Origin of the sequence: Planotetraspora sp. GP83, assembly GCF_041262585.1 — a bacterium.
Classification (GTDB): Bacteria; Actinomycetota; Actinomycetes; order Streptosporangiales; family Streptosporangiaceae; genus JAOEGB01.
In genome coordinates, this window is the sequence record NZ_JBGCBZ010000001.1 from 64,840 (window position 1) to 90,931 (window position 26,092).

At 71.7% G+C, this 26,092-nt stretch carries 26 protein-coding genes; 20 read left to right on the top strand and 6 right to left on the bottom strand.

Annotated elements, in window-relative coordinates:
- Positions 1-96: 96 nt before the first annotated feature.
- Positions 97-672 carry a TetR/AcrR family transcriptional regulator C-terminal domain-containing protein gene (locus tag ABH927_RS00275; protein ID WP_370017351.1) on the bottom strand — a complete coding sequence of 192 codons (576 nt, stop codon included), beginning with the start codon at positions 670-672 and terminating at the stop codon, positions 97-99.
- Positions 673-809: 137 nt separating this feature from the next.
- Between ABH927_RS00275 and ABH927_RS00280 the strand changes: the two genes are divergently transcribed.
- A complete protein-coding gene (locus ABH927_RS00280) occupies positions 810-1,208 on the top strand; it encodes a hypothetical protein (protein WP_370017352.1) in 399 nt (132 codons plus the stop codon).
- Between the two features lie 418 nt (positions 1,209-1,626).
- Complete coding sequence (locus tag ABH927_RS00285; RefSeq protein WP_370017353.1) at positions 1,627-2,703, top strand: DUF475 domain-containing protein; 1,077 nt, start codon at positions 1,627-1,629, stop codon at positions 2,701-2,703.
- A 62-nt stretch (positions 2,704-2,765) separates the two neighbouring features.
- Here ABH927_RS00285 and ABH927_RS00290 read toward each other — a convergent pair whose 3' ends face one another.
- From ABH927_RS00290 to ABH927_RS00300, 3 genes are all read right to left on the bottom strand, one after another.
- Complete coding sequence (locus ABH927_RS00290) at positions 2,766-4,136, bottom strand: RNA polymerase sigma factor (protein ID WP_370017354.1); 1,371 nt, start codon at positions 4,134-4,136, stop codon at positions 2,766-2,768.
- A 323-nt stretch (positions 4,137-4,459) separates the two neighbouring features.
- Positions 4,460-4,804 carry a hypothetical protein gene (locus ABH927_RS00295; protein ID WP_370017355.1) on the bottom strand — a complete coding sequence of 115 codons (345 nt, stop codon included), beginning with the start codon at positions 4,802-4,804 and terminating at the stop codon, positions 4,460-4,462.
- A 40-nt stretch (positions 4,805-4,844) separates the two neighbouring features.
- Positions 4,845-5,936: an AMP-binding protein gene (locus ABH927_RS00300; RefSeq protein ID WP_370017827.1), complete on the bottom strand. Its 1,092-nt coding sequence runs from the start codon at positions 5,934-5,936 to the stop codon at positions 4,845-4,847.
- Between the two features lie 170 nt (positions 5,937-6,106).
- Here ABH927_RS00300 and menB point away from each other — a divergent pair, with 170 nt between their 5' ends.
- The 3 genes from menB to ABH927_RS00315 all read left to right on the top strand — a co-directional run bounded on the left by menB (position 6,107) and on the right by ABH927_RS00315 (position 9,635).
- Positions 6,107-6,937 carry a 1,4-dihydroxy-2-naphthoyl-CoA synthase gene (gene menB, locus ABH927_RS00305; RefSeq protein WP_370017356.1) on the top strand — a complete coding sequence of 277 codons (831 nt, stop codon included), beginning with the start codon at positions 6,107-6,109 and terminating at the stop codon, positions 6,935-6,937.
- A gap of 197 nt (positions 6,938-7,134) precedes the next feature.
- Complete coding sequence (gene menD, locus ABH927_RS00310; protein WP_370017357.1) at positions 7,135-8,784, top strand: 2-succinyl-5-enolpyruvyl-6-hydroxy-3-cyclohexene-1-carboxylic-acid synthase; 1,650 nt, start codon at positions 7,135-7,137, stop codon at positions 8,782-8,784.
- A gap of 212 nt (positions 8,785-8,996) precedes the next feature.
- Positions 8,997-9,635 carry a DedA family protein gene (locus tag ABH927_RS00315; protein ID WP_370017358.1) on the top strand — a complete coding sequence of 213 codons (639 nt, stop codon included), beginning with the start codon at positions 8,997-8,999 and terminating at the stop codon, positions 9,633-9,635.
- A 118-nt stretch (positions 9,636-9,753) separates the two neighbouring features.
- Here ABH927_RS00315 and ABH927_RS00320 read toward each other — a convergent pair whose 3' ends face one another.
- Complete coding sequence (locus tag ABH927_RS00320) at positions 9,754-10,491, bottom strand: GntR family transcriptional regulator (protein WP_370017359.1); 738 nt, start codon at positions 10,489-10,491, stop codon at positions 9,754-9,756.
- Between the two features lie 93 nt (positions 10,492-10,584).
- Here ABH927_RS00320 and ABH927_RS00325 point away from each other — a divergent pair, with 93 nt between their 5' ends.
- The gene (locus ABH927_RS00325; protein WP_370017360.1) at positions 10,585-10,767 is read left to right on the top strand and encodes a hypothetical protein; all 183 of its coding nucleotides are present in this window, start codon (positions 10,585-10,587) and stop codon (positions 10,765-10,767) included.
- A gap of 16 nt (positions 10,768-10,783) precedes the next feature.
- On the opposite strand, the gene ABH927_RS00330 is transcribed toward ABH927_RS00325, so the two are convergent.
- Positions 10,784-11,542 (bottom strand): IclR family transcriptional regulator, encoded by a 759-nt coding sequence (locus ABH927_RS00330; RefSeq protein WP_370017361.1) that lies wholly within the window; start codon positions 11,540-11,542, stop codon positions 10,784-10,786.
- A 125-nt stretch (positions 11,543-11,667) separates the two neighbouring features.
- Here ABH927_RS00330 and ABH927_RS00335 point away from each other — a divergent pair, with 125 nt between their 5' ends.
- The 14 genes from ABH927_RS00335 (at position 11,668) to ABH927_RS00400 (ending at position 26,086) form a co-directional block, all read left to right on the top strand.
- Positions 11,668-13,191, top strand: coding sequence for an ABC transporter substrate-binding protein (locus ABH927_RS00335; protein ID WP_370017362.1), 1,524 nt, complete (start codon positions 11,668-11,670; stop codon positions 13,189-13,191).
- Positions 13,188-14,189, top strand: a complete 1,002-nt coding sequence (locus ABH927_RS00340) for an ABC transporter permease (protein ID WP_370017363.1) — start codon at positions 13,188-13,190, stop codon at positions 14,187-14,189. The genes ABH927_RS00335 and ABH927_RS00340 overlap by 4 nt, the downstream gene beginning before the upstream one ends.
- Positions 14,186-15,022: an ABC transporter permease gene (locus tag ABH927_RS00345; protein WP_370017364.1), complete on the top strand. Its 837-nt coding sequence runs from the start codon at positions 14,186-14,188 to the stop codon at positions 15,020-15,022. Before ABH927_RS00340 ends, ABH927_RS00345 begins: the two co-directional genes overlap by 4 nt.
- 13 nt (positions 15,023-15,035) lie before the next feature.
- Positions 15,036-16,016, top strand: a complete 981-nt coding sequence (locus tag ABH927_RS00350) for an ABC transporter ATP-binding protein (protein ID WP_370017828.1) — start codon at positions 15,036-15,038, stop codon at positions 16,014-16,016.
- Positions 16,013-17,038, top strand: a complete 1,026-nt coding sequence (locus tag ABH927_RS00355; RefSeq protein ID WP_370017365.1) for an ABC transporter ATP-binding protein — start codon at positions 16,013-16,015, stop codon at positions 17,036-17,038. Before ABH927_RS00350 ends, ABH927_RS00355 begins: the two co-directional genes overlap by 4 nt.
- Positions 17,031-18,101 carry an LLM class flavin-dependent oxidoreductase gene (locus tag ABH927_RS00360; RefSeq protein WP_370017366.1) on the top strand — a complete coding sequence of 357 codons (1,071 nt, stop codon included), beginning with the start codon at positions 17,031-17,033 and terminating at the stop codon, positions 18,099-18,101. Before ABH927_RS00355 ends, ABH927_RS00360 begins: the two co-directional genes overlap by 8 nt.
- Before the next feature lie 9 nt (positions 18,102-18,110).
- Complete coding sequence (locus ABH927_RS00365) at positions 18,111-19,208, top strand: LLM class flavin-dependent oxidoreductase (protein ID WP_370017367.1); 1,098 nt, start codon at positions 18,111-18,113, stop codon at positions 19,206-19,208.
- The gene (locus ABH927_RS00370; protein WP_370017368.1) at positions 19,205-21,466 is read left to right on the top strand and encodes a molybdopterin-dependent oxidoreductase; all 2,262 of its coding nucleotides are present in this window, start codon (positions 19,205-19,207) and stop codon (positions 21,464-21,466) included. Before ABH927_RS00365 ends, ABH927_RS00370 begins: the two co-directional genes overlap by 4 nt.
- The gene (locus ABH927_RS00375; RefSeq protein WP_370017369.1) at positions 21,463-22,611 is read left to right on the top strand and encodes an acyl-CoA dehydrogenase family protein; all 1,149 of its coding nucleotides are present in this window, start codon (positions 21,463-21,465) and stop codon (positions 22,609-22,611) included. The genes ABH927_RS00370 and ABH927_RS00375 overlap by 4 nt, the downstream gene beginning before the upstream one ends.
- Before the next feature lie 61 nt (positions 22,612-22,672).
- Complete coding sequence (locus tag ABH927_RS00380) at positions 22,673-23,215, top strand: flavin reductase family protein (RefSeq protein WP_370017370.1); 543 nt, start codon at positions 22,673-22,675, stop codon at positions 23,213-23,215.
- A gap of 42 nt (positions 23,216-23,257) precedes the next feature.
- On the top strand, positions 23,258-23,761 hold the full coding sequence (locus tag ABH927_RS00385) for a cupin domain-containing protein (protein ID WP_370017371.1): 504 nt from the start codon (positions 23,258-23,260) through the stop codon (positions 23,759-23,761).
- Between the two features lie 135 nt (positions 23,762-23,896).
- Complete coding sequence (locus ABH927_RS00390) at positions 23,897-24,418, top strand: DinB family protein (protein WP_370017372.1); 522 nt, start codon at positions 23,897-23,899, stop codon at positions 24,416-24,418.
- Positions 24,419-24,463: 45 nt separating this feature from the next.
- Positions 24,464-25,099: a YigZ family protein gene (locus tag ABH927_RS00395; protein WP_370017373.1), complete on the top strand. Its 636-nt coding sequence runs from the start codon at positions 24,464-24,466 to the stop codon at positions 25,097-25,099.
- A gap of 93 nt (positions 25,100-25,192) precedes the next feature.
- Positions 25,193-26,086, top strand: coding sequence for an oxidoreductase (locus tag ABH927_RS00400; RefSeq protein ID WP_370017374.1), 894 nt, complete (start codon positions 25,193-25,195; stop codon positions 26,084-26,086).
- Positions 26,087-26,092: the final 6 nt, after the last annotated feature.

Genomic DNA, 26,092 nt, shown 5'->3' on the forward strand with positions numbered 1-26,092 from the left:
CCAACTTCGACACGCCGTCCATCTGGTAACTGAGTCGTTACCATTTCTGGCACGTCCGCGCCGCGCCGCCCGGTGCGTGGTCCGGATATGGCCGCGTCAGCGTTCGAGGCCGCTGATGAGCGCGTCGAGGCCGTCTTCGAACTCGCGCTCCCCTTCGGCCGTCCGCGCGTCGCGCACCGTCGCGTCGGGGTCGGCCCAGCCCGACTGCTGCACCTCCACCGCGACGCTCCCGAAGACGTAGGCCCGCAGGGCCCGGACGGCGCCGGCCGCGTCCGCGAGGCCGGCGTCCTGGAGCTGCTCGGCCTGTTCCCTGATGGCGATCAGCGCCGACCCCTTGGGCGGTTTGGTCAGGGCCAGCGACAGCACGCCGGGATGCTCAAGCAGTGCCGTGCGGCCGGCACGGGCCCAGGCGCGCGCCCGGTCCTGCCAGGAGGCCGGCTCCGAGGGGTCGACGTGAACGGTGGTGACGTGCTCGGCGAGGACGTCCAGCAGCGCCTCCTTGCCACGGGGCAGGTGGTGGTAGATCGCCATCGCCTCGACCTGGAGGGCGTCGCCCAGCCTCCGCATGGTCAGGCGGCGCAGGCCCTGTCCGTCGGCGATGTGGAGGGCGGCGTCGATGATGCGTTCCAGGGACAGGGGGACCGGAGGTCGCTTGGCAGGCACGGCGATCATGCTGCCACATCTGTCCTTACTTCGTAAAGGACGGCGCACCCTGGCGTGCGGGGGCGTCGCGGAAGCGCGTACGCTACCGGCAGTGATGAGCCGGCTGAGAGCCGGCTGATGAGTCGTCCGACATGGAGGGGCTGACGATGGCGTTTTTCCGTCCGCGTGTGAGCCGGGAGGCGGAGGTCCGCTACCACGCGGACCTGGAGGTCGGGCGGAGCTTCGGCGCTCTGCTGGGGAAGGCCCGGGAGGCCGAGCGGGAGTTGCGCGCCAAGCAGGCCGCCAGAGCCCCCCTGGAGGAGCAGCGCGAGGCCGGCCTGGTCCTGGACCGCGCCCTCACGGAGGCGCTGCGCGCGGCCGAGGCGGCGCAGCGGGCCACGCTCGGCGTGAAGTCCTACGACGACCGCATCGCCCGGCGCAAGGGCAGGGCGACGCCTGAGGGCGCGATGTGGACCGCCGAGGTGAGCCGCCTGCGCACCCTGCGCGAGGCGCATCGGCTGACCGGAATCCCGCGCGTCCCGCGTGCCTCCGCCGTCATCCGGTAGCACGTGCACAAGCGCCTTTGATAAGCGCCTTTCATCCGGTACGCCGTTCATCTGTTAAGACCGTTCAGCCGCGATAGCCGTAGCGCTGAAACCGCCCGGACCGTGGGAACGCGGGCCGGGCGGCGCCGTCATCAGGGGTCACGTGGATCTGGCGACCCGGGGTTCTCCGGGAGATCCGGGAGGGATCGGGCATGAGGCCCCGGGAAGCGTTCCCCGGCCCTGCCCGCACCGCTTTGTCGCGTTAAGGCACGCCTTACGTTGGGCGATCGTGATCGGTTACCTTGGAGCCGACGCTTCCCCCGGAACCGCGGTGCTCCTCGCCGCGGTGACGCGCGGACCAGGAGCGGCGGTTCGTCGCCGATCGCGAAGGGCTACATGAACGAGCTGAAGGGGATCGGGCCGGAGCACGGGGTCGATTGTGGCTAGCCCCGGCGGCGGAACGACCGTCTGGCGCACCTTCGGCTGGTCCTTAGGCGTTTCCCTCGCCGCCCTGCTCATCGCCTACCTCGTCGGGGGGGCGGAGGTCGTCCCCGTCGTCCTCATCCTGGCGATCCTGGAGATCTCCCTGTCGTTCGACAACGCGGTGGTAAACGCGCTGGTCCTGCGCCGCATGGACGTCTTCTGGCAGCGGATGTTCCTCACCGTGGGCATCCTGATCGCCGTCTTCGGCATGCGGCTGATCTTCCCGTTCATCGTCGTGGGGCTCACAGCCGGGCTGGGGCCCGCGAGCGTGGTCGATCTGGCCATGAACCGGCCCGACCTCTACGCCGATCGGCTGCACGCGGCACATCCCGCCATCGCGGCCTTCGGCGGGATGTTCCTGCTCATGATCTTCCTTGACTTCATCGTCGAGGAGCGCGACGACCCCTGGCTGCGGCCGATCGAGCGGGTCTTCGTGCGGTTCGGCAGGATCCAGTCGCTGTCGACGATCATCGCTCTCATCGGGCTGCTGCTGGCGTCGCGGCTCGCCGAGCCCGCGGGCGGCCCGCAGGTCCTCGTCGCCGGAGTGCTGGGCCTGGTCACCTATCTGGCCGTGAGCGCCCTCGGGGACTTCTTCGAGGAGCAGGGCGGCGGCCAGTCCGGAGCGGCGGCCCGGTCGGCGGGCGGGGTGGGGTTGTCGCTCTTCCTCTATCTCGAGGTGCTGGACGCGTCGTTCTCCTTCGACGGTGTGGTGGCGGCGTTCGCCATCACCTCCAACATCTTCGTGATCACGCTGGGGCTCGGCATCGGCGCGCTGTACATCCGGTCGATGACCGTCTACCTCGTCCGCGCCGGGACGCTGGAGAAGTACATCTACCTGGAGCACGGCGCCCACTACGCGATCGGCGCGCTCGCGCTGCTGCTGCTCGCCGGCATCCGGCTGGACATCCCCGAACTGGTGACCGGGCTGATCGGCGTCGGCCTCATCCTCGCGGCGTTCGTCTCGTCGCTGATCTACAACCGGCGGGCCGTGACCCGGGAACCGGTGACGGAGGACGACCCCGTGCGCAGTTGACCCATCGGGGGAGAGTACGGCTCACGCCGGGGCGGCGGTGCGCCCGGCGCGAGCCGTACGGGTCAGCTCGCCCAGTCGAGAAGCGGCCGGGTGTTGCTCGGGTGGCGCAGCTTGGAAAGCGACTCCTTCTCAAGCTGGCGGATCCGCTCCCGGGTCAGGCCCAGGTGCTTGCCGATCTCGTCGAGGGTGTGCGGCTTGCCGTCGGCGAGGCCGAAGCGCAGGGACATGATCTTGGCCTCGCGCGGGGTCAGGTTGCCCAGCACCCCCTTGAGCTGCTCGGCCAGGAGCTGCCGGTCCACGACCTCGGACGCCTCGGGGGAGTCCACGTCCTCGATGAGGTCGCCGATACGGGTCTCTCCGTCCTCGCCGATCGTGGAGTCGAGGCTGATCGGCTGCCTGCTCGTGCGGAGCAGTTCCTCGATCTGGTCGGGTGTCTTGTCCAGCTCGGCCGCCAGCTCCTCGGGGGTGGGCTCCCGGCCGAGACGCTGGTGCATGTCCCGCTCCACGCGCGACAGCTTCGACAGCATCTCCAGCACGTGGACGGGGAGGCGGATCGTGCGGGCCGAGTCGGCGAAGCCGCGCTGGATGGCCTGCCTGATCCACCACATGGCGTAGGTGGAGAACTTGTAACCCTTGGTGTAGTCGAACTTCTCCACCGCGCGGATCAGGCCGAGATTGCCCTCCTGCACGACGTCGAGCAGGGCCATGCCGCGGTCGGTGTACTTCTTCGCCACGGACACGACCAGGCGGAGGTTGGCCTCCAGCATGTGGTCCTTGGCGCGCTTGCCGTCCTCGATGACCCACTCCAGGTCGTCGCGGACGCCGGGGGCCGGCTTCTCGCCGCTCTCCAGGGCGGCCTCCAGCTTGTACTCGGCGTACAGCCCGGCCTCGATGCGCTTGGCGAGTTCGACCTCCTGGGCGGCGGTCAGCAGGGTGCGCCGGCCGATCGACTTCAGGTAGGTGTGGACGGAGTCGCCCATGACCGAGGAGTTGTCGTCGAGGTCCATGGTCTCGGTTTCCTCGGCCTCGGACTCCTCCGCGGTCCATTCCTCGTCCTCGCGGGACTCGTCGGCCTGCTTCGCCGCGTTCTCGGGCCTGGCGGGCCTCTCGGCCTTGGCGGCCGCCCGCTTGGAGGCGGCGGTCGCGGCGGTCGCGGTGGCCCTGCGGGTCTTGCGGGCGGGTGCTGTGGCGGTCCCCGTGGCCGGGGCGCCGGTGTCGTTGTGGCCGTCTTCCGCGGCCAGGCTCACGCCCGCCTCGGTGAGCTCGCGCAGGATCGAGCGGCCCTCGGCGGGGCTGACGCCGGACCTGGCAAAGGCCTCGCGCAGCTCCGACAGGGAAAGGTGACCCTGCGCACGCCCTCGGTCCAGGAGCCGGTCGAGAGTCGTCGGGGTCACCTCGCTCGCGGGCGAGGTCGCCACGGCGGTGCGGGGCATGAGGACACCTCCTCCTTTACGGAGTTGATCAGTCTGTGGTGGTCGGGTGGTCGCGGCGGCAGGCGCGCGCACCAGTATCAATAACGCGAACGAGTCCGGTTTGTTCCCGCCGGGTCTCGTGTGACCGCCCCCGGGGGTCACCAGCGGGCACTTGGGGCCGGGAGGCGGGTGCCCCGGTTTTCGCGCGCGGCCGCACGCCGTCCGACCGTCGCGGACCGAGTTCCGCAGCCATACAGCCGCGGCCATGAACAGACGCGGGCGTGATCACGCGGTCGCGTGTCGCCGAGATCTGGCGGAAGCGGGGACGGCGGGCAGGCGAGACCTCAGTTGCCGGGGCCGACGATGCTGATGCTGACCTGCGGCATCGGCATGGGCTCGGCGCCCTCCATCTTCTCCGGGGTCCAGTAGTCGGCGACCTCGTCCGGATCCTCGTTGATCTCCTTGGACACCACGCCGGGGTCGTAACCGGGGCTCTGCGTGGGGTTGCCGGTGATCTCGACAGGGCCGGGAGGGGCGGGGGTCACCTGCCCGTGGCCGGGCCCCTGCTCGGTCATCATGGTGGCCTGCTGGAGCCGGCCCGCGGAGGCTGTCGCGGCCACGGACACTCCCCCCACGAGGACGGCGCCGACGACTCCTGTGGAGATCAGCATCCTGCGGGTCGGTTTCATGGAGACGCCCTCCTTCTCTGCCTATATAGACGCATGGAGGTCATTTATGGTTCCGCAGGGCGACCATATCCGGTTTTCCGTTTGGCAACATCGGGATCTCCCGCACCACGTCCACCATGCGTGGCGCGGCGTAGGCGGGCAAACGTTCCTTGGCGAACTCCCGCAACTCGCCCAGGGTGACCTCGCCGACCACGACGGCCACGACGATCTCCCCCCACTCGGGGTCGGGCCTGCCGACGACGGCGACGTCCCTGACCTGGGGATGCCGGGCCAGTACGTTCGCCACGACGGCTGGGACGACCTTCCGGCCGCCGGTGTTGATGACGTCGTCGGCCCGGCCGAGCACCCTGAGCCGGCCGTCCTCGATCACGCCCAGATCGGACGTGACGAACCAGCCGCCCTCGAAGGGGCCGTCCTCGCGCAGCCGGTAGCCGGAGAACAGGACGGGCCCGGCGATCCGGACCCGCTCGTCCGCCCCGATTTTGAGATCTACATTGTCAAGGGGCACGCCGTCGTACACACACCCGCCGCTGGTCTCGCTCATGCCGTACGTCGTGACGACCCTCGCGCCGGCGGCGGCGGCCTCGTCGATCAGGCCGGGGGGAGGGGCGGCCCCGCCCAGCAGGATCGTGCGGAACGCGGAGACGCCGGCCTCGCCGATCGGTGTGTCGAGCAGCCGCCTGAGCTGCGTGGGCACCAGCGACACGTGGTCGGCCCCGCTCCGCGCGACGTCGCCGGGGGAGAAGCGCTCGTGGATGATCGGCTCTGTGCCGCTGAGCAGCGAACGGACCAGCACCTGCATGCCGGAGACGTGCGACGGCGGCAGGCAGCACAGCCAGCGCTCGCCCGCCCCGGCTCCCAGGCGCGCCAGTGACGCGCGCGCCGAGGCCGTCAGCGCCTCCGCCGTGAGCTCCACGCCCTTCGGGACGCCGGTGGACCCCGATGTGGCGATGATCACAGCGGCGTCGCTGCCCACGCCGTCCGGCTCCCGCCGTACGCCGTCGGGCGTGACGACATGCGTCGGCCGAAGGGCCGCGAGGGCGGCGTCGAGCGAGGGGCGGGGCAGGTCGGGCGACAGCGGCAGCACGGCGGGGCCGTCGCCCCACAGCGCATGCTGTACGGCGTCGGCCATCGCGGGCCCGGGAGGCAGCAGCAGAGCGTGCACCGGGCGGTTTCGGAGACTGCTGGGCACGGACGTAAGGTTAGTCCCGGTACGTGGGCGGCCGGTGAGCGGCCGATTGTGACGAACCGACACGTCACGGCTGATACGTGACGACTGATACGTACGACTGAGGAGCGAGCGTGGCGAGCGGGGTCGACTGGAAGCGGTCAGGCGAGTACGAGGACATCGTCTACGAAACCGCGGAGGGCATCGCGAAGATCACGATCAACCGGCCGGAGCGGCGCAACGCGTTCCGCCCGACGACCCTCTTCGAGCTCCGGGACGCGTTCAACGTCGCCCAGGAGGACACCGAGGTCGGCGTGATCATCTTCACGGGCGCCGGTGACAAGGCGTTCTGCTCGGGCGGCGACCAGAAGATCCGCGGCGACGACGGGTACGTCGACAAGACGACCCACGGCATCGGCCGGCTGAACGTCCTCGACCTCCAGGTGCAGATCCGGCGCCTGCCCAAGCCCGTCATCGCGATGGTCGCGGGCTACGCGATCGGCGGCGGCCACGTGCTGCACGTGTGCTGCGACCTGACGATCGCCGCCGACAACGCCCGGTTCGGCCAGACCGGCCCGAAGGTGGGGTCGTTCGACGGCGGCTACGGCTCGTGGCTGCTCGCCGAGACCGTCGGCCTCAAGCGGGCCCGCGAGATCTGGTACCTGTGCCGCCAGTACGACGCCCAGACCGCGCTGCAGTGGGGCCTGGTGAACGCCGTCGTCCCGCTGGAGAGGCTGGAGGAGGAGACCGTCCAGTGGGCGCGCGAGCTGCTGGAGAAGTCGCCGCTGGCGCTGCGCATGCTGAAGGGCGCGCTCAACGCGGTGACCGACGGCGCGGCCGGCATGCAGCAGTTCGCCGGTGACGCCACGCTCCTGTACTACATGAGCGAGGAGGCCCAGGAGGGCCGGGACGCGTTCAAGGAGAAGCGCGCGCCCGACTTCGCGAAGTTCCCCCGCCGTCCGTAGATGAGGCTTCTTGGATGCCGGCACCCGGAGCCGCCCGGCCCGCGCCCGGGTGGCCCGTGGTCGGGTGGCCCGTGCCGTACGCTTGCGGCCTCGGGAGCGGGAGGAGGCGGCCGCGTGCCTCGAGACGTGCCTCGAGACGTGCACGGAGGCCTGCATGGAGGCCTGGCCGCCGTCCGGCTCGCGGGTGAGGTGGGGGCGTGAACCCGGCCACCGCTCTCGCCACCGTCTTGGTCGACGAGCTCGTGCGCTGCGGGGTCACCGACGTCGTGCTCGCCCCCGGCTCCCGCTCGGCGCCGCTGGCGCTCGCCGTGCACGCGGAGTCGCGGCTCAGGCTGCACGTCCGCATCGACGAGCGGTCGGCCTCGTTCCTCGCGCTCGGGCTGGCCAAGCGGTCGGAGCGGCCGGTCGTCGTCATCTGCACGTCCGGTACGGCCGCCGCCAACTTCCACCCCGCCGTCGTCGAGGCGTCGGAGGCGGGTGTGCCGCTGCTCGTGCTGACCGCGGACAGGCCGCCGGAGCTGCGCGGCACCGGGGCCAACCAGACCATCGACCAGGTCAAGATGTACGGCTCGGCCGTCCGGTGGTTCGCCGAGGTCGGCGTGCCGGAGGAGAGGCCTGGCCAGGTGGCCTACTGGCGGTCGCTGGTATGCCGCGCCCATCAGCGGGCGGCCGGGCCGTCGGATCCCGGGCCGGTCCACCTCAACGTGGCGTTCCGCGAGCCGCTGATCCCCGACGGCGAGACGGCCTGGTGCGAGTCGCTCGACGGCGACGCCGGGGGCGCGTGGATCCGGGCGAGGGTCGCGCCGCCCGCGTCCGCGCTGCACATCCCGCCCACGCGTCGGGGCGCGCTGGTGGTGGGCGACGGCGCTCCGGGCGTCCGGCGGTATGTCGCGGCCGCGGGGATGGCCGGGTGGCCGGTGCTGTCGGAGCCCAACGGCGGCGGCCGATACGGCGACCACGCCATCTCGACGTACCACTTCCTGTTGGGGGACCCGGAGTTCGCCGAGGCCCACCGGCCGGACGTGGTGGTCACCCTGGGCCGTCCGGGGCTGTCACGGCCGCTGCTGTCGTGGCTGCGGCGGGCCGACGAGCACATCGTCGTCGCGCCCGACCTCACCCGGTGGCCCGACCCGACCCGGTCGGCCACCCAGGTCGCGCAGGCCGTGGAGATCTCGATCGCGGCGGGCGACGACTCGTGGCTGCGCTCGTGGCGCCACGCCGACCACGTGGCCCGCGAGGCGGTCGACGCCGTGCTGGACGAGTCGGGGCTGACCGAGCCGCGGCTGGCCCGCGACCTGGCCGACCTGCTTCCCAACGGCTCGCTGCTGGTCTGCGGGTCGTCCATGCCGATCAGGGACCTCGACCAGGCCATGCGTCCCCGGCGGGGGCTGCGGCTGATGGCCAACCGGGGCGCTTCCGGCATCGACGGCATGGTGTCCACCTCCATCGGCGCGGCCCTCGCGCACAACGGCCCGGCGTACGCGCTGATCGGCGATCTGACGCTGCTCCACGACCAGAACGGGCTGATCCTCGGCCCGCGCGAGCCGCGGCCCGACCTGTGCCTGGTGGTCGTGAACAACGACGGCGGCGGGATCTTCTCGCTGCTGCCGCAGGCCGCGCTGAAGGCGCCGTTCGAGCGGGTCTTCGGCACGCCGCACGGCGTGGACCTCGCCTATGTCGCGGCCGCGGCCGGCGTGCCGTACACGCTGGTGCCGGACGTCGAGGAGCTGTCGAAGGCGATCAGGGGAGAGGGCCTGCGGATGGTGGAGGCGCGCACCGACCGGCAGCGCAACGCCGCCGTCCACGCCGCGATGCGCGACGCCGTGCGCGCCGCCCTGCGCTCGTGAAATCCCGGTCCGCGTAAGCCCTGGGTCGGAGCTCGGGGCGGGGTGTCGCCCTCGGGGCGGATGGGCGGAGACCGCCGTGTGGTCCTCTGGAGGGATGTGCCACTCGCGCGGCGACGGCACAATGGACATGGATCCGCCCGAGGATCTCGCGCCTGATTCCCCCGTGAGGTGCAGGACATCCCCAATAGAGCCTTTCCCGGCAGAGGAGTGACATGCACGTCGACGAGTGGCTGCAGACCATTCCGTCCATCTGGGTCTACGTGCTCGTGGCCGCCGTCGTGGGTCTGGAGAGCCTCGGGATCCCCCTGCCGGGTGAGATCGTGCTGGTGAGTTCCGCGCTGCTGTCGGCCAAGGGCGTGGTCAGCCCGCTCGTCGTCGGGATCTGCGCGAGCGGCGGGGCGATCGTGGGCGACTCGATCGGCTACTTCATCGGGCGCAAGGGCGGACGGCCGCTGTTCGACCGGCTGGGGCGGCGCTTCCCCAAGCACTTCGGGCCGGCCCACATCGCCAAGGCGGAGCAGGTCTTCCACCGGTGGGGCATGTGGGCGGTCTTCTTCGGCCGGTTCGTGGCGCTGCTGCGGATCCTCGCGGGGCCGCTCGCCGGCGCGCTGCACATGCCGTACTGGCGCTTCCTGATCGGCAACGTGCTCGGCGGCGTCCTGTGGGCGGGCGGCACCACGGCGGCCGTCTACTACCTGGGCATCGTGGCCGACAAGTGGCTGAAGAGCTTCTCCTGGGTGGGCCTGGTCGTGGCGCTGCTGTTCGGGCTCGCCACCACGATGTGGCTGAAGCGGAAGGCGGCCAAGGCCGTCGCCGAGGAGGAGTCGGAGCCCGAGACCGTCGTCGCCTGACCCGCCCCGCGCGAACACCCCCCCGCGCGAACACCCCCCCGCGTGATCATGCACGAGTTCCCATTGCTGCGCCCTGAGCCGCGGGAATCCCGGCCGTGATCATGCGTGGGTCTCCCGGTCAGCGCTCGATGAGCGTGACCTCGAGGGAGTAGTGCGAGGCGCGGTAGACGTGGGAGCCGTGCTCGACGGCCCTGCCCTGGTCGTCGTAGGTCGTGCGGACCATGGTCAGCAGCGGCGCGCCCCGGTGCTCGTCCAGCAGCCGGGCCTCGGCCGGGGTCGCCGCTCTCGCCCCTATCCGCTGGTTGGCCACCCTCATCCGCACTCCGGCCGCCCGGAGCAGCTCATAGAGGCCGCGCTCCTCCAGCGCGGAAGCCGACAGCGGCGCGGTGCCCAGCGGCAGCCAGTTGTGCAGGAGGGCGAGCGGCTCTCCCGCGGCGTAGCGGAGCCGCTCGACCCTCAGCAGCTCCGTCCCGGCCGGAAGGCCGAGCACCTCGGCCATGCCGTCGTCCGCGGCGACCGTGTCGATGGACAGCACCCGCGTCCCGGGCTCCTGCCCGGCCCGCCGGAGGTCGTCGTAGAGGCTGGTCAGCTCGACCGACCGCTTCACCTGGCCGTGCACGACCTGCGTGCCCACGCCGCGCTTTCGGACGAGCAGGCCCTTGTCCACGAGGTACTGGATCGCCTGCCGGATCGTCGGGCGGGACAGGCCCAGGCGGTCGGCCAGGAGGATCTCGTTGTCCAGGCGGGAGCCGGGTGGGAGGTCACCGCGCCGGATGGCCTCGGAGATCTGCTCGGCGACCTGGAAGTAGAGGGGGACCGGGCTCGACCGGTCCAGGTCGATCTCCAGGTTGCTCATGTTCTCCTCCTCAGCCGGGCCTGATCTTAACCGCCGTCAGGATGTCCGGACAATCAGCAACAGGGGTAGAAAGTCCTATTGTCAGGACAATCATTGAAACTGGTTCCCGGGAGGTCAGACCGGTTCCTCGTGCTCAACCGCGGCACGAGCCTCGGCGAGTACGGCAAGGGCGACATCACCAAGGAGGACCTCACGTCGCTCATGGCCGGGGGCGCCGAGCTCGACGAGCTGGCCCACGAGATCCAGAGGGCGGAGGCCGTACCCGCCGATCGGTAAGGCGGTGTGACGAGGCTCAGATGAGGCCGCGCTGGGCGGCGGCCAGGCTGGAGGCGGTCTTCGTCAGCTCGTCGGTCAGCTCGGGGAGCCGGTCGTCACCGAGCCGTACGGCCGGGCCCTGGATGGCGATCGCCGCCAGTACGGCGCCCCGGCCGTCGCGCAGCGGGACCGCGACGGCCCGGACGCCGACGACCCGCTCCTCAAAGTTGACCGCCGCTCCGCGGCTTCTGATCCGGTCGAGCTCGGCGGCCAGGCCGGAGCGGGTGGTGATGGTCGCGCCGGTGTAGCGGGTGAACGGCTCCTCCATCGTGACCTCGGGGTCGCCGAAGGCGAGCAGCGCCTTGCCCATCGCGCAGACGTGGATCGGGTTGCGCGACCCCGGCTCCTGCTCGTAGCGCAGCGGGTGCCGTGAGGGCACCTGCAGCAGCACCGCGACCTCGTCGCCGATCCGGACGCCCAGGTTGACCGCCTCACCGGTCCGGTCGCGGAGCTTCTCCAGCTCGGGGAGCATCATCGTGGCGCCGAGCCGTTCGAGCGCGAGCCGCCCGAGGGTGGCCGTGGTGATCCCCAGGTGGTAGCGCTCGGTGACCTGGTCCTGGCCGAGCATCCCCGCCGAATGAAGCGCGCGGATGATCCGGTGTGCGGTGCTCACCGACAGGCCGAGCCGGTGCGCGACCTCGGTCGGGGTGAGGGTCGGCGTGCGTTCGAAGGTGCGCAGGACAGCGATGGCCCGCTCGACCGCCTGGGTGCCCCTCCGAAGATTCTCCGTGTCCACCAGCACAGCTTAGAGCGCCGAGCCGGATAATTCCCTAGTCTATTGACAGGTTTTTAGGGGATTCTTACTATGTGGGACATAGATCATGCAATGTGGGATATGCCGTAGGAGAGGACCCCGGTCTCATGTCAGGTAGACGCCCATTCATCGCGTCGGCGCTGGTCGCGGCCGTCCTGGCGCTCGCCGCCTGTGGCGGCGCCCCTGCCGGGACCACCGCCCAGACGGCCGACGGCACTCTCAAGTGGGGGTGGACTCTCCCGACGACGTGGGACCCGGTGACCTCCAGCGCCGGCAACGACGTCAACGCGCTCTCGCTCGTCTACAGCTCCATCACCCGGCTGGACGACAAGGGCACCCCGATCCCCGGCCTCGCCGCCGCCTGGAAGTACGGCGCGGGCGGCAAGGAGATCACGTTCACGCTGCGGCCCGGTCTGACGTTCACCGACGGCTCGCCGTTGGACGCGGAGGCCGTGCAGAAGAGCATCCTGCGCGGGCGGGACGAGAAGGACTCTTTGATCGCCTCCCAGCTCCACAGCGTGGCCGACGTGAAGGTCACCGGCCCGCAGGAATTCCAGGTGATCCTTGCCCAGCCCGACTACCAGATCCCCTACCTGTTCGCCGGCAAGACCGGCATGGTCGTCAGCCCCAAGGCGTTCGAGGCCGACCCCAAGGGGGTCAGCGCCAAGCCCGTCGGCGCCGGGCCGTTCACGCTGGTCCAGCTCGTGCCGAACGACCACGCCACGCTCCGGCGCAACCCCTCCTACTACGACGTCGCGAACATCCACCTGGCCGGATTCGAGGTGAAGGCCATCCCCGAGCCGGCCACCGTCGTCGCGGGCCTCCAGTCGGGGCAGTACGACGTGGCCACGATCCCGCCCAGCCAGATCGACGCGGCCAAGGCGGCCGGGCTGAAGGTCGACGTCATCCCGTCGCTGACGGTCCGGGTCCTCGACGTGAACAGCGGGATCGCGCCGTTCGACAACCCCAAGGTCACCGAGGCGCTGAAGTACGCGGTGGACCGGAAGGCGCTGCTCGACACCTCCCAGTTCGGGATCGGGGAGGTGAACGTGCAGCCCTTCCCGCAGGGCCACATCGGCTACGACCCCTCGCTCGAAGGCCTGTACCCGCACGACCCGGCCAAGGCCAGGCAGCTCCTCGCCGAGGCGGGCTACCCCGGCGGGGTGGACGTCCCGCTCACCACCGCGGCGCCGGAGGGCCTGCCGGAGCAGGTGCAGGAGCAGCTCAAGGAGGCGGGCATCAGGACCACGATCAAGCTGATCGCCCCCGCCCAGCACACCCAGCTCGTCTACGTCCAGCACAACGTGGCCCTCGCGCCCGACGGGTTCGTCGGCCGAGAGTCCCCGTTGCAGGCGCTGAGCGTCGTCTACGGCCCCGAGGGGCTGATGAACCCCGGCCGGACCACGCCGAAGGCGCTGCTCCAGCAGTTCGACAAGATCCGCACCACGCCGATCGACGACCCGGGCTACGCCAAGGCCGTCCAGCAGGCGACCGCGATCGGGGTCCGGGAGCTGCCGAACGTGTGGCTGTTCTCCACGCCCCGGATCTTCGCCCGCAGCCCGAAGGTCTCGGAGCTGCCGCGCGGCATCGCCGTACAGCGCTTCGACGGCGTGCGGATCGCGACGCCGTGACCTCGCTGACCTCGCTGACCGCCTCCCGGCCCGGCTGGCGGGCCGGGACGGCAGCCCCCGTCGCGCGCGTGGCCCGTGGAATGGCGTCGCTGGTGACGGTGCTGGTCGTCTCGACCTTCGTCACCTACGGCCTGGGCGCGCTCGGCGGCGCCAACCCCGCCGCGGCCGTGCTGGGGGAGACGGCGACACCGCAGGACATCGCGCGGATGAACCACGAGTTCGGGCTCGACCGGCCCTTCCTCGTCCAGTACGTCACCTGGCTCGGCGACGCGGTCACCGGCCACCTCGGCCGGTCGTGGTTCACGCAGCTCCCCGTCGCGGACAGCGTCGTGCAGGGGCTGAAGGTCGATCTGTCGATCACCGTGCTCGCCGTGGCGCTCGCCGTGCTCATCGGAGGCGGTGCCGGGCTCGGCGCGGCGGTGAGTGACGGCGGCCGGTTAGACCGGGCGGTCACCGCGGTCTGTGCGGCCGCCTCCACCGTGCCGGCGTTCGTGTTCGGCATCGGGCTGGTCGTGCTGTTCGCGGTCACCATCCCGATCTTCCCGTCCGGCGGCTACGTGCCGCTGGACCAGGACCCCGTTCAGTGGCTCCGGCTGATCATCCTGCCGGGTGTCGCGCTCTCCTTCGACGCCGCCGCCGACATCGCGCGGCAGCTGCGCACCTCGCTCGTCGGCGCGCTCCGGCAGAATTACGTGACCGGGGCGGTGGTGCGCGGGCTGCCCGCCCGGCGCGTCCTGTTCCGCCACGCGCTGCGCAACGCGGCCGGCCCGGCGATCACGGTGGTCGGCCTGCACGTCCCCCGCCTGATCGGCGGGGCCGTGGTGGCCGAGACGGTCTTCGCGCTGCCCGGCCTCGGCCAGCTCACCCGGGAGGCGGCGCTCAAGCACGACGTGCCGGTCATCCAGGGCGCGCTGCTCGTCACGATCGTGATCGTGCTGATCGCCAACCTCGCGGTCAACGCGGCGGTCTCCCGGCTCCATCCGGGGAGCCGCCGATGAGCACCTCGCTGCGCGGGGCCTGGCGGCTGCCGTCGGTACGGCTGTCGCTGGCGGTGCTCGCCGTGGTGGTGGCGCTGGCCGTCTTCGGCGACTGGCTCAGCCCTCTGGACCCGGTCGCGCAGAACCCCGCCGAGCGGCTCCGCGGCCCGTCCGGCGGCCACCTCCTCGGCACCGATTACCTGGGCCGTGACGTGCTCTCGCGGCTGATCAGCGGAACGGGGGCGTCCGTCCTCGGGACCCTGGAGGCGGTGGGGGCCGGGCTCGTCCTGGGCGCGGTTCCCGGCCTGGTCTCGGTGTTCCTCGGGCGGGTCTACGAGTGGGTCGCGATGCGGGTGGCCGACGCGCTGCTATCGCTGCCGTTCATCATCTTCGCGATCGCCGTGGCCGGCGTGCTCGGCAACGGCCCCCACCAGGCGATGCTCGCCATCGGGGTGCTGCTGGCGCCGGTGTTCTTCCGGGTGACCCGGGCCTCGGCCATCGAGTTCACCCGCGCGCAGTACGTCGAGGCGGCGGAGTTGCTGGGCGCGTCCCGCACACGGATCGTTCGCACCCACGTGCTCGGCAAGGTGCTGCCCACCATCGCGGTCACCACGGCGGGCGCGGCGGCCGCCAGCCTCCTGGTGGTCTCGTCGCTGTCGTTCCTCGGCATCGGCGTCGCCCCGCCCGCCCCGACGTGGGGCGGCGTCCTCGCCAGCGACCTGGGGTTCCTGCACCAGCAGCCGCTCGCGCCGCTCGCCCCTGCCCTCCTCATCATGATCACCGTCGGCGCGCTCAACGCGCTGGCCGACGCCGTACGCGACACGACGGGGGTGCGCGCCGATGCCGTCGTCTAGGCCGTTGCTGAGCGTGACAGACCTCCGGGTGACGGTCGGCGGGGGAGTGGAGGCCGTTCGCGGCGTCTCCTTCGACGTCGCCCCCGGCGAGTCGGTGGGGCTCGTCGGGGAGTCCGGGAGCGGCAAGACGCTCACCTGCCGTGCCGTCCTCGGCGTGCTCGCCCCCGGCTGCGCCATCACCGGCGGCAGCGTCGAGTTCGGCGGGGAGGACCTGACGGCATTCGGCCGCCGCCAGTGGGAGGCCGTCCGGGGCGTCAGGATCGGCGCCGTCTTCCAGGACCCGGCCTCCTACCTCAACCCCTCCCTAACCGTGGGCGCCCAGCTCGCCGAGGTCCTGCGGGTGAAGGCCGGGCTGCCGCGCCGGGCGGCGCGCGCCAGGGCGGTCGAGCTGCTCGGCGCGATGGGCCTGCACGACCCGGCGCGCGTATACGGGCAGTATCCGCACGAGCTGTCCGGTGGGATGCTGCAGCGGGTCCTGATCGCGATCGCGGTCTCCTGCGACCCCGATCTCCTCGTCGCCGACGAGGCGACGACCGCGCTCGACGTGACGGTTCAGGCCGAGGTGCTGGAGCTGCTCGGCCGGCTCCGGCGCGAGCGGGGCCTGTCCATCGTGTTCGTCTCCCACGATCTCGCGGTGGTCGCCGAGCTGTGCGACCGGATCGCCGTGTTCTACGGCGGTGAGATCGTCGAGTCCGGGCCGACCGAGGAGGTCCTGTCCTCGCCCTGCCACCCCTACACCGAGGCGCTGCTGCGTGTCGCGTCGGTCGGCGACTGGGGGCGCCGCACGCTGGACGTCATCCCCGGACAGCCGCCGCCTGTGGGCGCGGCCATCACAGGCTGCCGCTTCGCCGAGCGGTGCGCCTTCGCCGCCGTCGCCTGCCGAGAGGGCGAGATCCCGCTGACCCCGGTCGCGGACGGCCGTGCCGTACGGTGCGTCCGGGCGAGCGAGGTGGCCCTGGCCGGGGCCGGAGCTCTCATGGGAGAAGCCCGATGAGCGCGCCCGCTCCAGCCCGGGACGCGGCGGCGGCGGCCTCCCCGGAGGCTCCGCTGCTCGCCGTGCGCGGGATCGACGTCTCCCTCGGCCGCCCCGCCGTACCGATCCTCCGGGACGTGAGCCTCACCGTGCGGGCGGGGGAGATCGTCGGGATCGTCGGCGAGACCGGGTCGGGCAAGACCACGCTCGCCCGCACGATCTTCGGTCTCGTCAGGCCGCTCCGCGGCGTCGTCGAGGTGGAGGGCGCTCCGGTGTCCACCCTGGACGGCTCGCGCCTGCGGGCGTTCCGGCGCACGGGACGGGTCCAGCTCGTGTTCCAGGATCCGCTGCGCTCGCTCGACCCCGACCTGACCGTCGCGGCGATCGTCGGGGAGGGCCCGGCCGTCCAGAGCGTGCCCGCCGCCGAGCGCCGGGAGAAGGTCGTGCGGGCGCTCGAACTGGTCGGGCTGGACTCCTCCGTGGCGGGCCGCATGCCGGGGCAGATCTCCGGAGGCCAGCGCCAGCGGGTCTCGATCGCCCGGGCCATCGTCTCCGGCCCGCGGCTGCTCGTCTGCGACGAGCCGGTGAGCGCGCTCGACGCGTCGAACCGCAACCACATCCTCAGGCTGCTGGAGGACCTCCGCCGGGAGCTCGGCATCGGCGTGGTGGTGATCTCCCACGACCTGGGCTCGCTCGCGGGGATCGCCGACCGGGTCGCCGTGCTGTACAGGGGCCGGATCGTCGAGGACGGCCCCGTCACGGACGTCTTCCGCGACCCGCGCCATCCGTACACCGCGCTGCTGGTGGCCTCCGCGCCCCGCGTCAGCGGTGTGCACGGACATTCGCTCGCGGCCCTCCGCCCGGCCGGTCCGACAGGTGTCGCGGGCGGCTGCGTGTTCGCCCACCGATGCCCGTTCGCCACCTCGGAATGCGCGATCCAGCCCGAGACGGCCGTCTCGGGCGACCGTCACGTCGCATGCCATCACGCCGCCACCTGGCCCTCGGCCGCATCCCGCCTGGAAAGGAATCACGCCCATGGTTGAGTTCATCGGCCTCGTCAGCACACAGGAGACCAGCGAGAGCACGGCGGCGGAGGGTCCGCTGATCCAGCCCGAATACGTGCGCGGGCTGGCGCGGGCGCATGAGGAGTCGGGATTCGACCGGGTGCTGGTCGCGCACTGGTCGAGCAGCCCTGACGCGTTCATCGTGGCCGACCAGGCCCTGACCGCCACGACCCGCCTGGGCGTGCTGCTCGCGCACCGCCCCGGCTTCGTGGCGCCCACGGTCGCGGCGCGCAAGTTCGCCACGCTCGACGCCTTCCACCCGGGCCGGGTGGCGCTGCACGTGATCACCGGTGGTGACGACGCCGACCAGGCCCGCGACGGTGACTTCAGCGACAAGGAGACCAGGTATCGCAGGACCGGCGAGTTCCTCGACGTCCTGCGCAAGGAGTGGGAGTCCGAGACGCCCTTCGACTACGAGGGCGAGTTCTACCGGGTGGCGGGAGGGTGGTCGGCGGTCCGGCCGGAGGGCCGGATTCCCATCTACTTCGGCGGCGCATCCGCCGACGCCGTCCGCGTCGGCGCCAAGCACGCCGACGTCTACGCCTTCTGGGGTGAGCCGATCGCGGGCATCAAGGAGCGGATCGACCAGGTCCGGGCAGCCGCCGCGCCCCACGGCCGGGACCCGCGCTTCAGCGTCAGCCTCCGCCCTATCACCGGCGAGACGGAGGAGGCGGCCTGGGCCCGCGCCCAGGACATCCTGGAGGTGACCAAGGAGCGCATCGGCGACCTCCGCAAGACCTTCAAAATCGACCCCGCGAACGCCGAGGGGTCAAGGCGGCTGCTCAAGTACGCCGACCAGGGAGAGGTCCACGACAAGCGGCTGTGGACGGCCCTCGCCAAGGCCACCGGCGCGGGAGGCAACTCGACCGCGCTCGTCGGCAGCCATGAGCAGGTCGCGGACGCCTTGGTCGACTACGTGGACATCGGCGTCACGACGCTGCTGATCCGCGGCTACTCGCCCCACGCCGACGCGGTCGACTACGGCACCCTCATCCGGCTCGTCAACGAGCGCCGCCCCGCCCTCAGCCCCGCCTTCAGGTAGGAGCCCCACATGTCCATCGAAATCCTCGGCATGGTGGCCACCAACGACATCTCGGAGACCCACGGGCGCGTCGAAGGATCACCGGTCGACGCGGCGTACCTGACGCGGTTCGCGCGGGCGCACGAGGAGGCCGGGTTCGACCGGGTCCTCATCGGCTACGGCGCGACCGGCCCTGACGGGTTCGCCGTAGCCGCGTCCGTGCTGCACGCCACCGAGCGGCTCAAGGTTCTCATCGCCCACCGGCCCGGCTTCGTCCAGCCCACGCTGGTGGCCCGCAAGCTCGCGACGCTGGAGAACCTGACCGGCGCGGGGCGGGTGGCGATCCACCACATCACCGGCGGCGACGAGCTCGACCAGAAACGCGACGGCGACTACCTCAACCACGACGACCGCTACAGCCGGACCGCCGAGTTCATGAGCGTGCTGCGCCGCGCCCTCACCTCGGAGCAGCCGTTCGACCACGAGGGCGGCTTCTACCGGTTCCAGGGCGCCTTCAGCTCGGTCAAGCCGTACGGCGAGGTGCCGCTGTACTTCGGCGGAGCGTCTCCGGCCGCCGTCCGCGTGGGGGCCGAGCACGCCGACGTCTACATGCTGTGGGGTGAGCCGCTCGCGCAGATCGCCGAGCGCGTCGCCGCCGTCCGTGAGGAGGCTGCCCGGCACGGCCGCACGGTCAGGTTCAGCCTGTCCACCCGGCCCATCGTGGCACCCACCGAAAAGGAGGCGTGGGACCGGGCCGAGCGGATCCGCGCCGCGACCGCCGAGCGGGTCGGCGCGGGGAAGTGGGGACAGGGGTTCGGCCGCGAGTCCACGTCGGTGGGCGCCACGCGGCTCCAGGAGCAGGGCGCGCATGGCGATGTCCACGACGAGCGGCTGTGGTACGGCGTCACCAACCTGACCGGGCCCGGCGGCAACTCGACCGCCGTGGTCGGGACGCCCGAGCAGGTCGCCGAGGCCCTGCTCAAGTACTACGACCTGGGCGTCACCACCTTCCTCATTCGCGGATTCGACCCCGTGGACGACGTGGTCGAGTGGGGCGGCGGGCTGGTTCCGCTGCTCCGCGCGGGGGCGGCCGAGCGGCAACGAGTCACCGTGGGCGCGGGAGCGTGACCCGCCTGACCCCCACCACGTCCCACTGGGGGGCGTTCGGCGTGCGGATGAGCCGGGGGGAGGTCGAGGTGATCCCCCACCCGGCGGATCCCGCGCCGTCGCCGCTCCTCGGCAACGTGGCGAGCGCGCTGCGGCACCCGACCCGCGTCGCCCGGCCGGCCGTACGGCGGAGCTGGCTGAAGCACGGCCCGGGGCCCCGCGCCCGGTCGGCCGGTGAGGAGTTCGTCGAGGTCGCATGGGACGAGGCCCTCGACCTGGTGGCCGCCGAGCTCGACCGCGTCCGGCGCGGGCCGGGAAACGAGGCCGTCTTCGGAGGGTCGTACGGCTGGGCCAGCGCGGGGCGGTTCCATCACGCGCAGAGCCAGCTCCACCGGTTCCTCGGCCTCGCCGGGGGCTACACCTCGTCGCGCAACTCCTACAGCCTCGGCACGTCGTTGGTGCTCCTCCCCCACGTGGTGGGGGACTCCGAGCAGGTGGTGCGACGCGCCTCCACCTGGCCCACGATCACCGAGAACACCGAGCTGCTGGTGGCCTTCGGCGGCGTCCCCGAGAAGAACGTCTACGTCACTCCCGGCGGCGTGACCCGCCACGTCACCCCCGGCCACCTGAAGTCGCTCAGGGCCGAGGTGGCGCTGATCAGCCCGCTCCGGGCCGACTTCCCCCTCGACGCCCGCTGGTATCCCATCAGGCCGGGCACCGACGTCGCGCTGATGCTCGCCCTGGCCCACACCCTCGTCTCGGAAGGACTCCACGACCGGAACTTCCTCGACCGCTACTGCACCGGGTTCGGCTCGTTCGAGCGCTATCTCCTCTCGCAGGACGCGCCGAAGGACGCGGACTGGGCCGCGGGGGTCTGCGGCATTTCCGCCGACGGCATCCGGGAGCTCGCCCGGCGCATGGCGCGCTCTCGCACGCTGATCACCGTGACCTGGTCACTGCAGCGCATCCGGTACGGCGAGCAGCCGGTGTGGGCGGGGATCGCCCTGGCCGCGCTGCTCGGCCAGATCGGCCTGCCGGGCGGTGGCTTCGGCCACGGCTACGGGTCGATGGGGGACGTGGGCGACCACGGGCCGACCGCTGAGCGGACCGGGCGCGTGCCCCACCTGCCGCAGGGGCGCAATCCTGTCTCCACGTTCATCCCGGTGGCCCGGATCGCCGACATGCTGCTGCATCCGGGGGAGGCCTACGACTACAACGGACAGACACTGAAATATCCGGATATTCGACTCGTTTACTGGGCGGGCGGGAACCCGTTCCACCACCATCAGGACCTCAACCGGCTGCGCCGGGCGTTCGCCAGGCCCGACACGATCGTCGTGCACGAGCCGTACTGGACGGCCACCGCCCGGCACGCGGACATCGTGCTCCCCGCGACGAGCACGCTCGAACGCGACGACTTCGGCAGCGGCCGCCGGGACACCCACCTCATAGCCATGCGCCGGGCGGTCGAGCCGTACGGCGAGGCCCGCGACGACTACGACATCCTCGCCGGGCTCGCCGCGCGGCTCGGCGTCTACGATGAGTTCACCGAGGGCCGTACGGCACGGCAGTGGCTGGAGCACCTCTACACGGCCTGGCGCGAGACGGCCCCGTTCTCGGTGCCGCCTTTCGCGGAGTTCTGGGATGAGGGAGAGCTGGAGCTGCCGCCCGGGCCCGAGCGCGAGACACTATTCGAGCGTTTCCGGGCCGACCCGGAAGCCAACCCGCTCCGGACGCCGAGCGGCGGCATCGAGATCACCTCGGCGACCGTGGCGGGATTCGGTTACGACGACTGCCCGGGCCACCCGGTCTGGCTGGACCCCGGCCCGGACCCTCATCCGCTGTTCCTGATCGCGAACCAGCCGTCGACCCGGCTGCACAGCCAGCTCGACCCCGGAGCGGTCAGCCAGGCGAGCAAGATCTCGGAAAGGGAGCCGCTGAGCATGCATCCCTCTGACGCATCCGCCCGTGGCATCGCCGATGGCGACGTCGTCCGGGTGTTCAACGACAGAGGCGCCTGCCTCTCGGGAGCCGTACTGTCCGAAGACCTGCGCCCCGGCGTCGTCCAGCTCGCGACAGGCGCGTGGTACGACCCGCTGGGAGATCTGTGCGTGCACGGGAACCCCAACGTCCTCACCACCGACGTGCCGTCCTCGCGCCTGTCCCAGGGATGCGCCGGGCAGCACGCGCGGGTCGACGTCGAACGGTTCGACGGAGACCCGCCGCCGGTCACCGTGCTCGCGCCGCCGCGCCTGCTTTCCCGGGAGGTCGCGTCATGACGGTGAGAGAGAGCGAGTTCGCCCAGGCGCTGGCCGGGATCGCGGTGCGGGCGGAGCGGCACGACCGCGAGGCGAGCTTCCCGCACGAGGCGTTCGACGACCTGCACCGCGCCGGAGTGCTCACGCTGACGCTCCCGAAGGAACTCGACGGGGGAGGGGCCGGGCTCGCGGAGACCGCCGCGGTGCTGGGCGAGGTGGGCAAGGCCGACCCGTCGGTGGGCCTGGTCACCGCCCAGCATCTGATGGCGCACGCCGCGCTCGCCCGCCCGGACAACCCGTGGCCCGCCCCCGTGCGGGCGCGCGTGCAGCGATCGAACCGCCACGGCGTGGCGCTGATCAACGCCCTCCGGGTTGAGCCCGACCTGGGCACCCCCGCCCGGGGCGGCCTGCCCGCGACGGTCGCCGCCCGGTCGGAGGACGGCTGGCGCGTCACCGGCCACAAGATCTACTCGACCGGGATCCCCGCCCTGCGCTGGCTGTCGGTATGGGCACGCACGGACGACGAGAACCCCCTCGTCGGGGCCTTCCTGGTGGAGGCCGGCACGCCGGGCTACCGCGTAGAGGAGACCTGGGACCACCTCGGCATGCGGGCCACCCGCAGCGACGACGTCATCTTCACGGGCGCGCGGATCCCGGCCGACCATGCCGTGGACGTGAACCCGCCCGGCGCGCCGCTCGCCGGGCGCGGCCTGCCCTTCCTGGCGTGGAACAACGTGCTGCTCAGCGCCGTCTACGACGGCGTGGCCAGAGCGGCCCGCGACTGGCTGGTCCGCTACCTCAACGAGCGGGTCCCGGCCAACCTCGGCAGGCCGCTGGCCTCGCTGCCCCGGTTCCAGGCGGCGGTGGGCGAGATCGAGGCGCTGCTGCTGACCAACTCCCGCCTGCTCTCCGCGACGGCCGCCGCCGTCGACTCCGGAGAGCCGGCGTCCGACTCGGGGCTCGTCAAATACACCGTGACCGGCAACGCGATCAAGGCCGTCGAGATCGGCATCGCGCTGATAGGAAACCCCGGCCTGCATCGGGGGAACCCGATCGAACGGCACTACCGCGACGTGCTGTGCAGCCGCATCCACACTCCCCAGGACGACACCATCCTCACCGGCGCGGGAGCGCACGCGCTTGCCGAAGGGAGCATCCCCTCATGACCCCTCACCACAGGCACGAGACCGGCCCTTGCGAGAGCCGTACGACGGGGGAGGCCCGCGCATGAGCGTCGACGCGGTCGAGAACGGCCTGCCCAGGGCCGCCGCCGCAGGTGACGTGTTCCTCTCGGCGTTCCGCCGGCACGCCGCGGGCGTCGCCGTCGTCACCACCCTGTCGAAGGGCGGGCCCGTCGGGTTCACGGCGACCTCGGTGGCGTCGGTGTCGCTCGACCCTCCGCTGCTGTCGTTCGGAATCTCGGTCGGCTCGTCGAGCTGGCCCGCCATCCGGGACACCGACAGTTTCGTCGTCCACATCCTGTCGGCGGGGCAGCGCGACGTGGCCGGGCTGTTCGCCCGCAAGGGCGCGGACAGGTTCGGCCCGCGGACCCGCTGGAGCTCCCTGCCGACCGGTGAACCCGTGCTGGACGGCGTGGCGGCGTGGCTGCGCTGCAGCGTCCAGGAGCGGTTCATCGCGGGGGACCACCGGCTCGTGATCGGCCTGGTCACCGGCGGCGACGTGGAGCACGGGCACGGACCGCTGCTCTACCACGACGGGGCGTTCGGCGTCCTCGCCGCCCATGCGTCGGACAGTGACGAGAGACCATGATTGTCCGGCGCGCCATCGGAGGCGCGCAGGAGGAGGAGAACCATGACTGACGTGCCCGCTTTGCCGGATCTTGTCGATCTGCCGGAGGACCCGTTCCATCGGCGGCTGCACCACATCGTCCCCGGTGGGCTGACGTCGGAGACGGCGCAGACGTCCGGGATGCACCGCCGGGCCGCGATCAGCGGGGCCACCGTCGGCTCGTCGCGGCTCTGGATGGGGCAGACCCACGTCGCCCCGGCCACGTCGTCGGCGAACCACCACCACGGTGACTCCGAGACCGCCATCTACGTGGTCAGCGGCACACCGTCGTTCGTGTTCCTCGACATCGACGGGGACATCGAAGGGGACGGCGACGAGCCGCGGGAGGTGCGGGTCGACACCCGGCCCGGCGACTACATCTTCGTGCCGCCCTTCGTGCCGCACCGCGAGGAGAACCCCGACCCGGACAACGAGGCGGTCGTCGTCATCGCGCGCAGCTCACAGGAGGCCATCGTGGTCAACCTCCCCGACCTCCGCTGGACGCTCCGCGACATCAGAAACAGATGAACCCGGAGATCAGGCCGGGGAAGGCGCGGTGCCGGTGATTTGCCGGCTGACTCTCGGCTCGCGTCGGCAGTCCGTACTTTGTAAAGGCCGGCCCCTGTGACCGCGAACCTGGCAGAGCCGGGCACCATTGAGGCCGTGGAAACAGAAAAAGCGACGACCGAACGGATCGGGCCGCCCCTGATCGCGGGGGAGCGCGAGATGCTGCGGGCCCACCTCGACTTTCACCGTGCGACGCTCGCCATGAAGTGCGACGGCCTCTCGGACGAGGATCTGCGCCGCCAGTCGATGCCGCCCTCGACGCTGTCACTGCTGGGCCTGGTGCGGCACATGGCCGAGGTGGAGCGCGCGTGGTTCCGCCGGGCCGTCAACGGGGAGGACGTCCCGCTCGTGTGGTCCGAGGAGGGCGACTACCAGACGGCCTACGACGCGAGCAAGTCCACGCGGTCGGAGGCGTTCGAGGCATGGCAGGCGGAGATCGCCCACTCACGCCGGATCGAGCGGGAGGCGGAGTCGCTCGACGTGATCGGCCATCAGCCCCGGTGGGGTGAGGACGTGTCGCTCCGGATGGTCATGCTGCACCTGATCCACGAGTACGCCCGGCACAACGGGCACGCCGACTTCCTCCGCGAGGGAATCGACGGCACCGTCGGGGCCTGACACCCGCCGGGCGGAGCCGCGTGGCGGATTGGCTAGCCTTGTCGGATGCCCGTGCCGTACCTGACCGTCCGTGATGTCACCGAGCATGAGATCGAGGTCCGGCACTCGCGGTTTATCTGCGCGCTGGCCCCTGTGGACTCGGAGGACGCCGCGCGGGAGTTCGTCGCCGAGCGCAAGCGGCGCTGGAGTGACGCGACCCACAACTGCTCGGCGCACGTCATCGGGGCGCGGGCGGGGCACTCCGGCGCGCAGAAGGCCGACGACGACGGAGAGCCGGGCGGGACCGCCGGGACGCCGATGCTGGAGGTCCTCAACCGGCGCGGGTACGCGGACGTGGCCGCCGTGGTCACCCGCTACTTCGGCGGGGTGCTGCTGGGGGCCGGTGGTCTCGCCAGGGCGTACGGCGGGGCCGTCAGTGAGACGCTGGACCGGGCGGAGAGCGTGCGGATGATCCCGGCGAGGGTCGTGCGCGTGACGGCGGACCACGCCCAGGCGGGCCGGTTGGAGAGCGACCTGCGGGCCTCGCCGTACGCGCTGAGGCACGTGGACTACGGCGACCGGGTCACGTTCGAGGTGAACGTCGCCCTGGACGGCGTGCCCGGGTTCGAGGAGTGGCTGGCCACGGCGACCGCCGGCCGGGCCGTCCCCAGCCTCGGCGAGCACGTCCACGTGGCCGAGTGACACGTGGCAGAGCGAAGCTGATCTAGGACCGGCAAGAGTCCTGTCGGCTTTGACCGGGGGAGATGCTGTTCGGGGATATGGCACACTGCCATGATGACCTCAGCGATCACCGCGGCGGCCGCGGGCGCCTGGAAGCTCGGCGACCTGACAGTCAACCGGATGGGATTCGGGGCGATGCGCCTGACCGGCAGCGCCGCCTTCGACCTCGGCACGCCGAGCGACCGGGAACGTTCGATCCGTGTGTTGCGGCGCGCGATCGAGCTCGGTGTCAACCACATCGACACCGCCGCGTTCTACTTCTCGTCGCTGCGCTCCGCCAATGAGCTCATCAACAGTGCGCTCGCGCCGTACCCGGATGATCTGGTCATCGCCACCAAGGTGGGGCCGGGCCGCGATCCGTCGGGCGAGTGGCTGCCCTGGGCCACGCCGAAGCAGCTGCGCGGCCAGGTCGAGGAGAACCTGCGCCAGCTCGGCCGCGACCACCTCGACCTGGTCAACCTGCGTCTCTACGGACCGGGTCCCATCCATGAGCATTTCGGGGCGCTGGCCGAGCTGCGCGACGCCGGGCTGATCCGCCACCTCGGCATCTCCAACGCGAAGCCAGAACGCCTGGCCGAGGCTCAGGCCATCGCGCCGGTGGTGTGCGTGCAGAACCGGTACGGCATCGACGCGGGGCGCGAGGACGACGAGTTCCTGCGCGCCTGCGGTGAGCAGGGTGTCGCCTTCGTGCCGTTCTTCGCGATCGCCGGCGCCGGTCGGGAGAAGGGCGCGACCGGCACTGAGACCGAGGAGATCCTCGCCATCGCCCGCGCGCACGGGGCCACGGGCGCTCAGATTCGCCTGGCGTGGACCCTGCAGGGCGGGCCGCATGTGCTGGCCATCCCCGGCACCGGAAACCCCGATCACCTGGCCGAGAACGTGGCCGCCGGCGCGCTGCGGCTCTCCGCGGACGAACTGGCCCGCATCGAGTCCCTCCGCGGGGAGTGAGCGAGC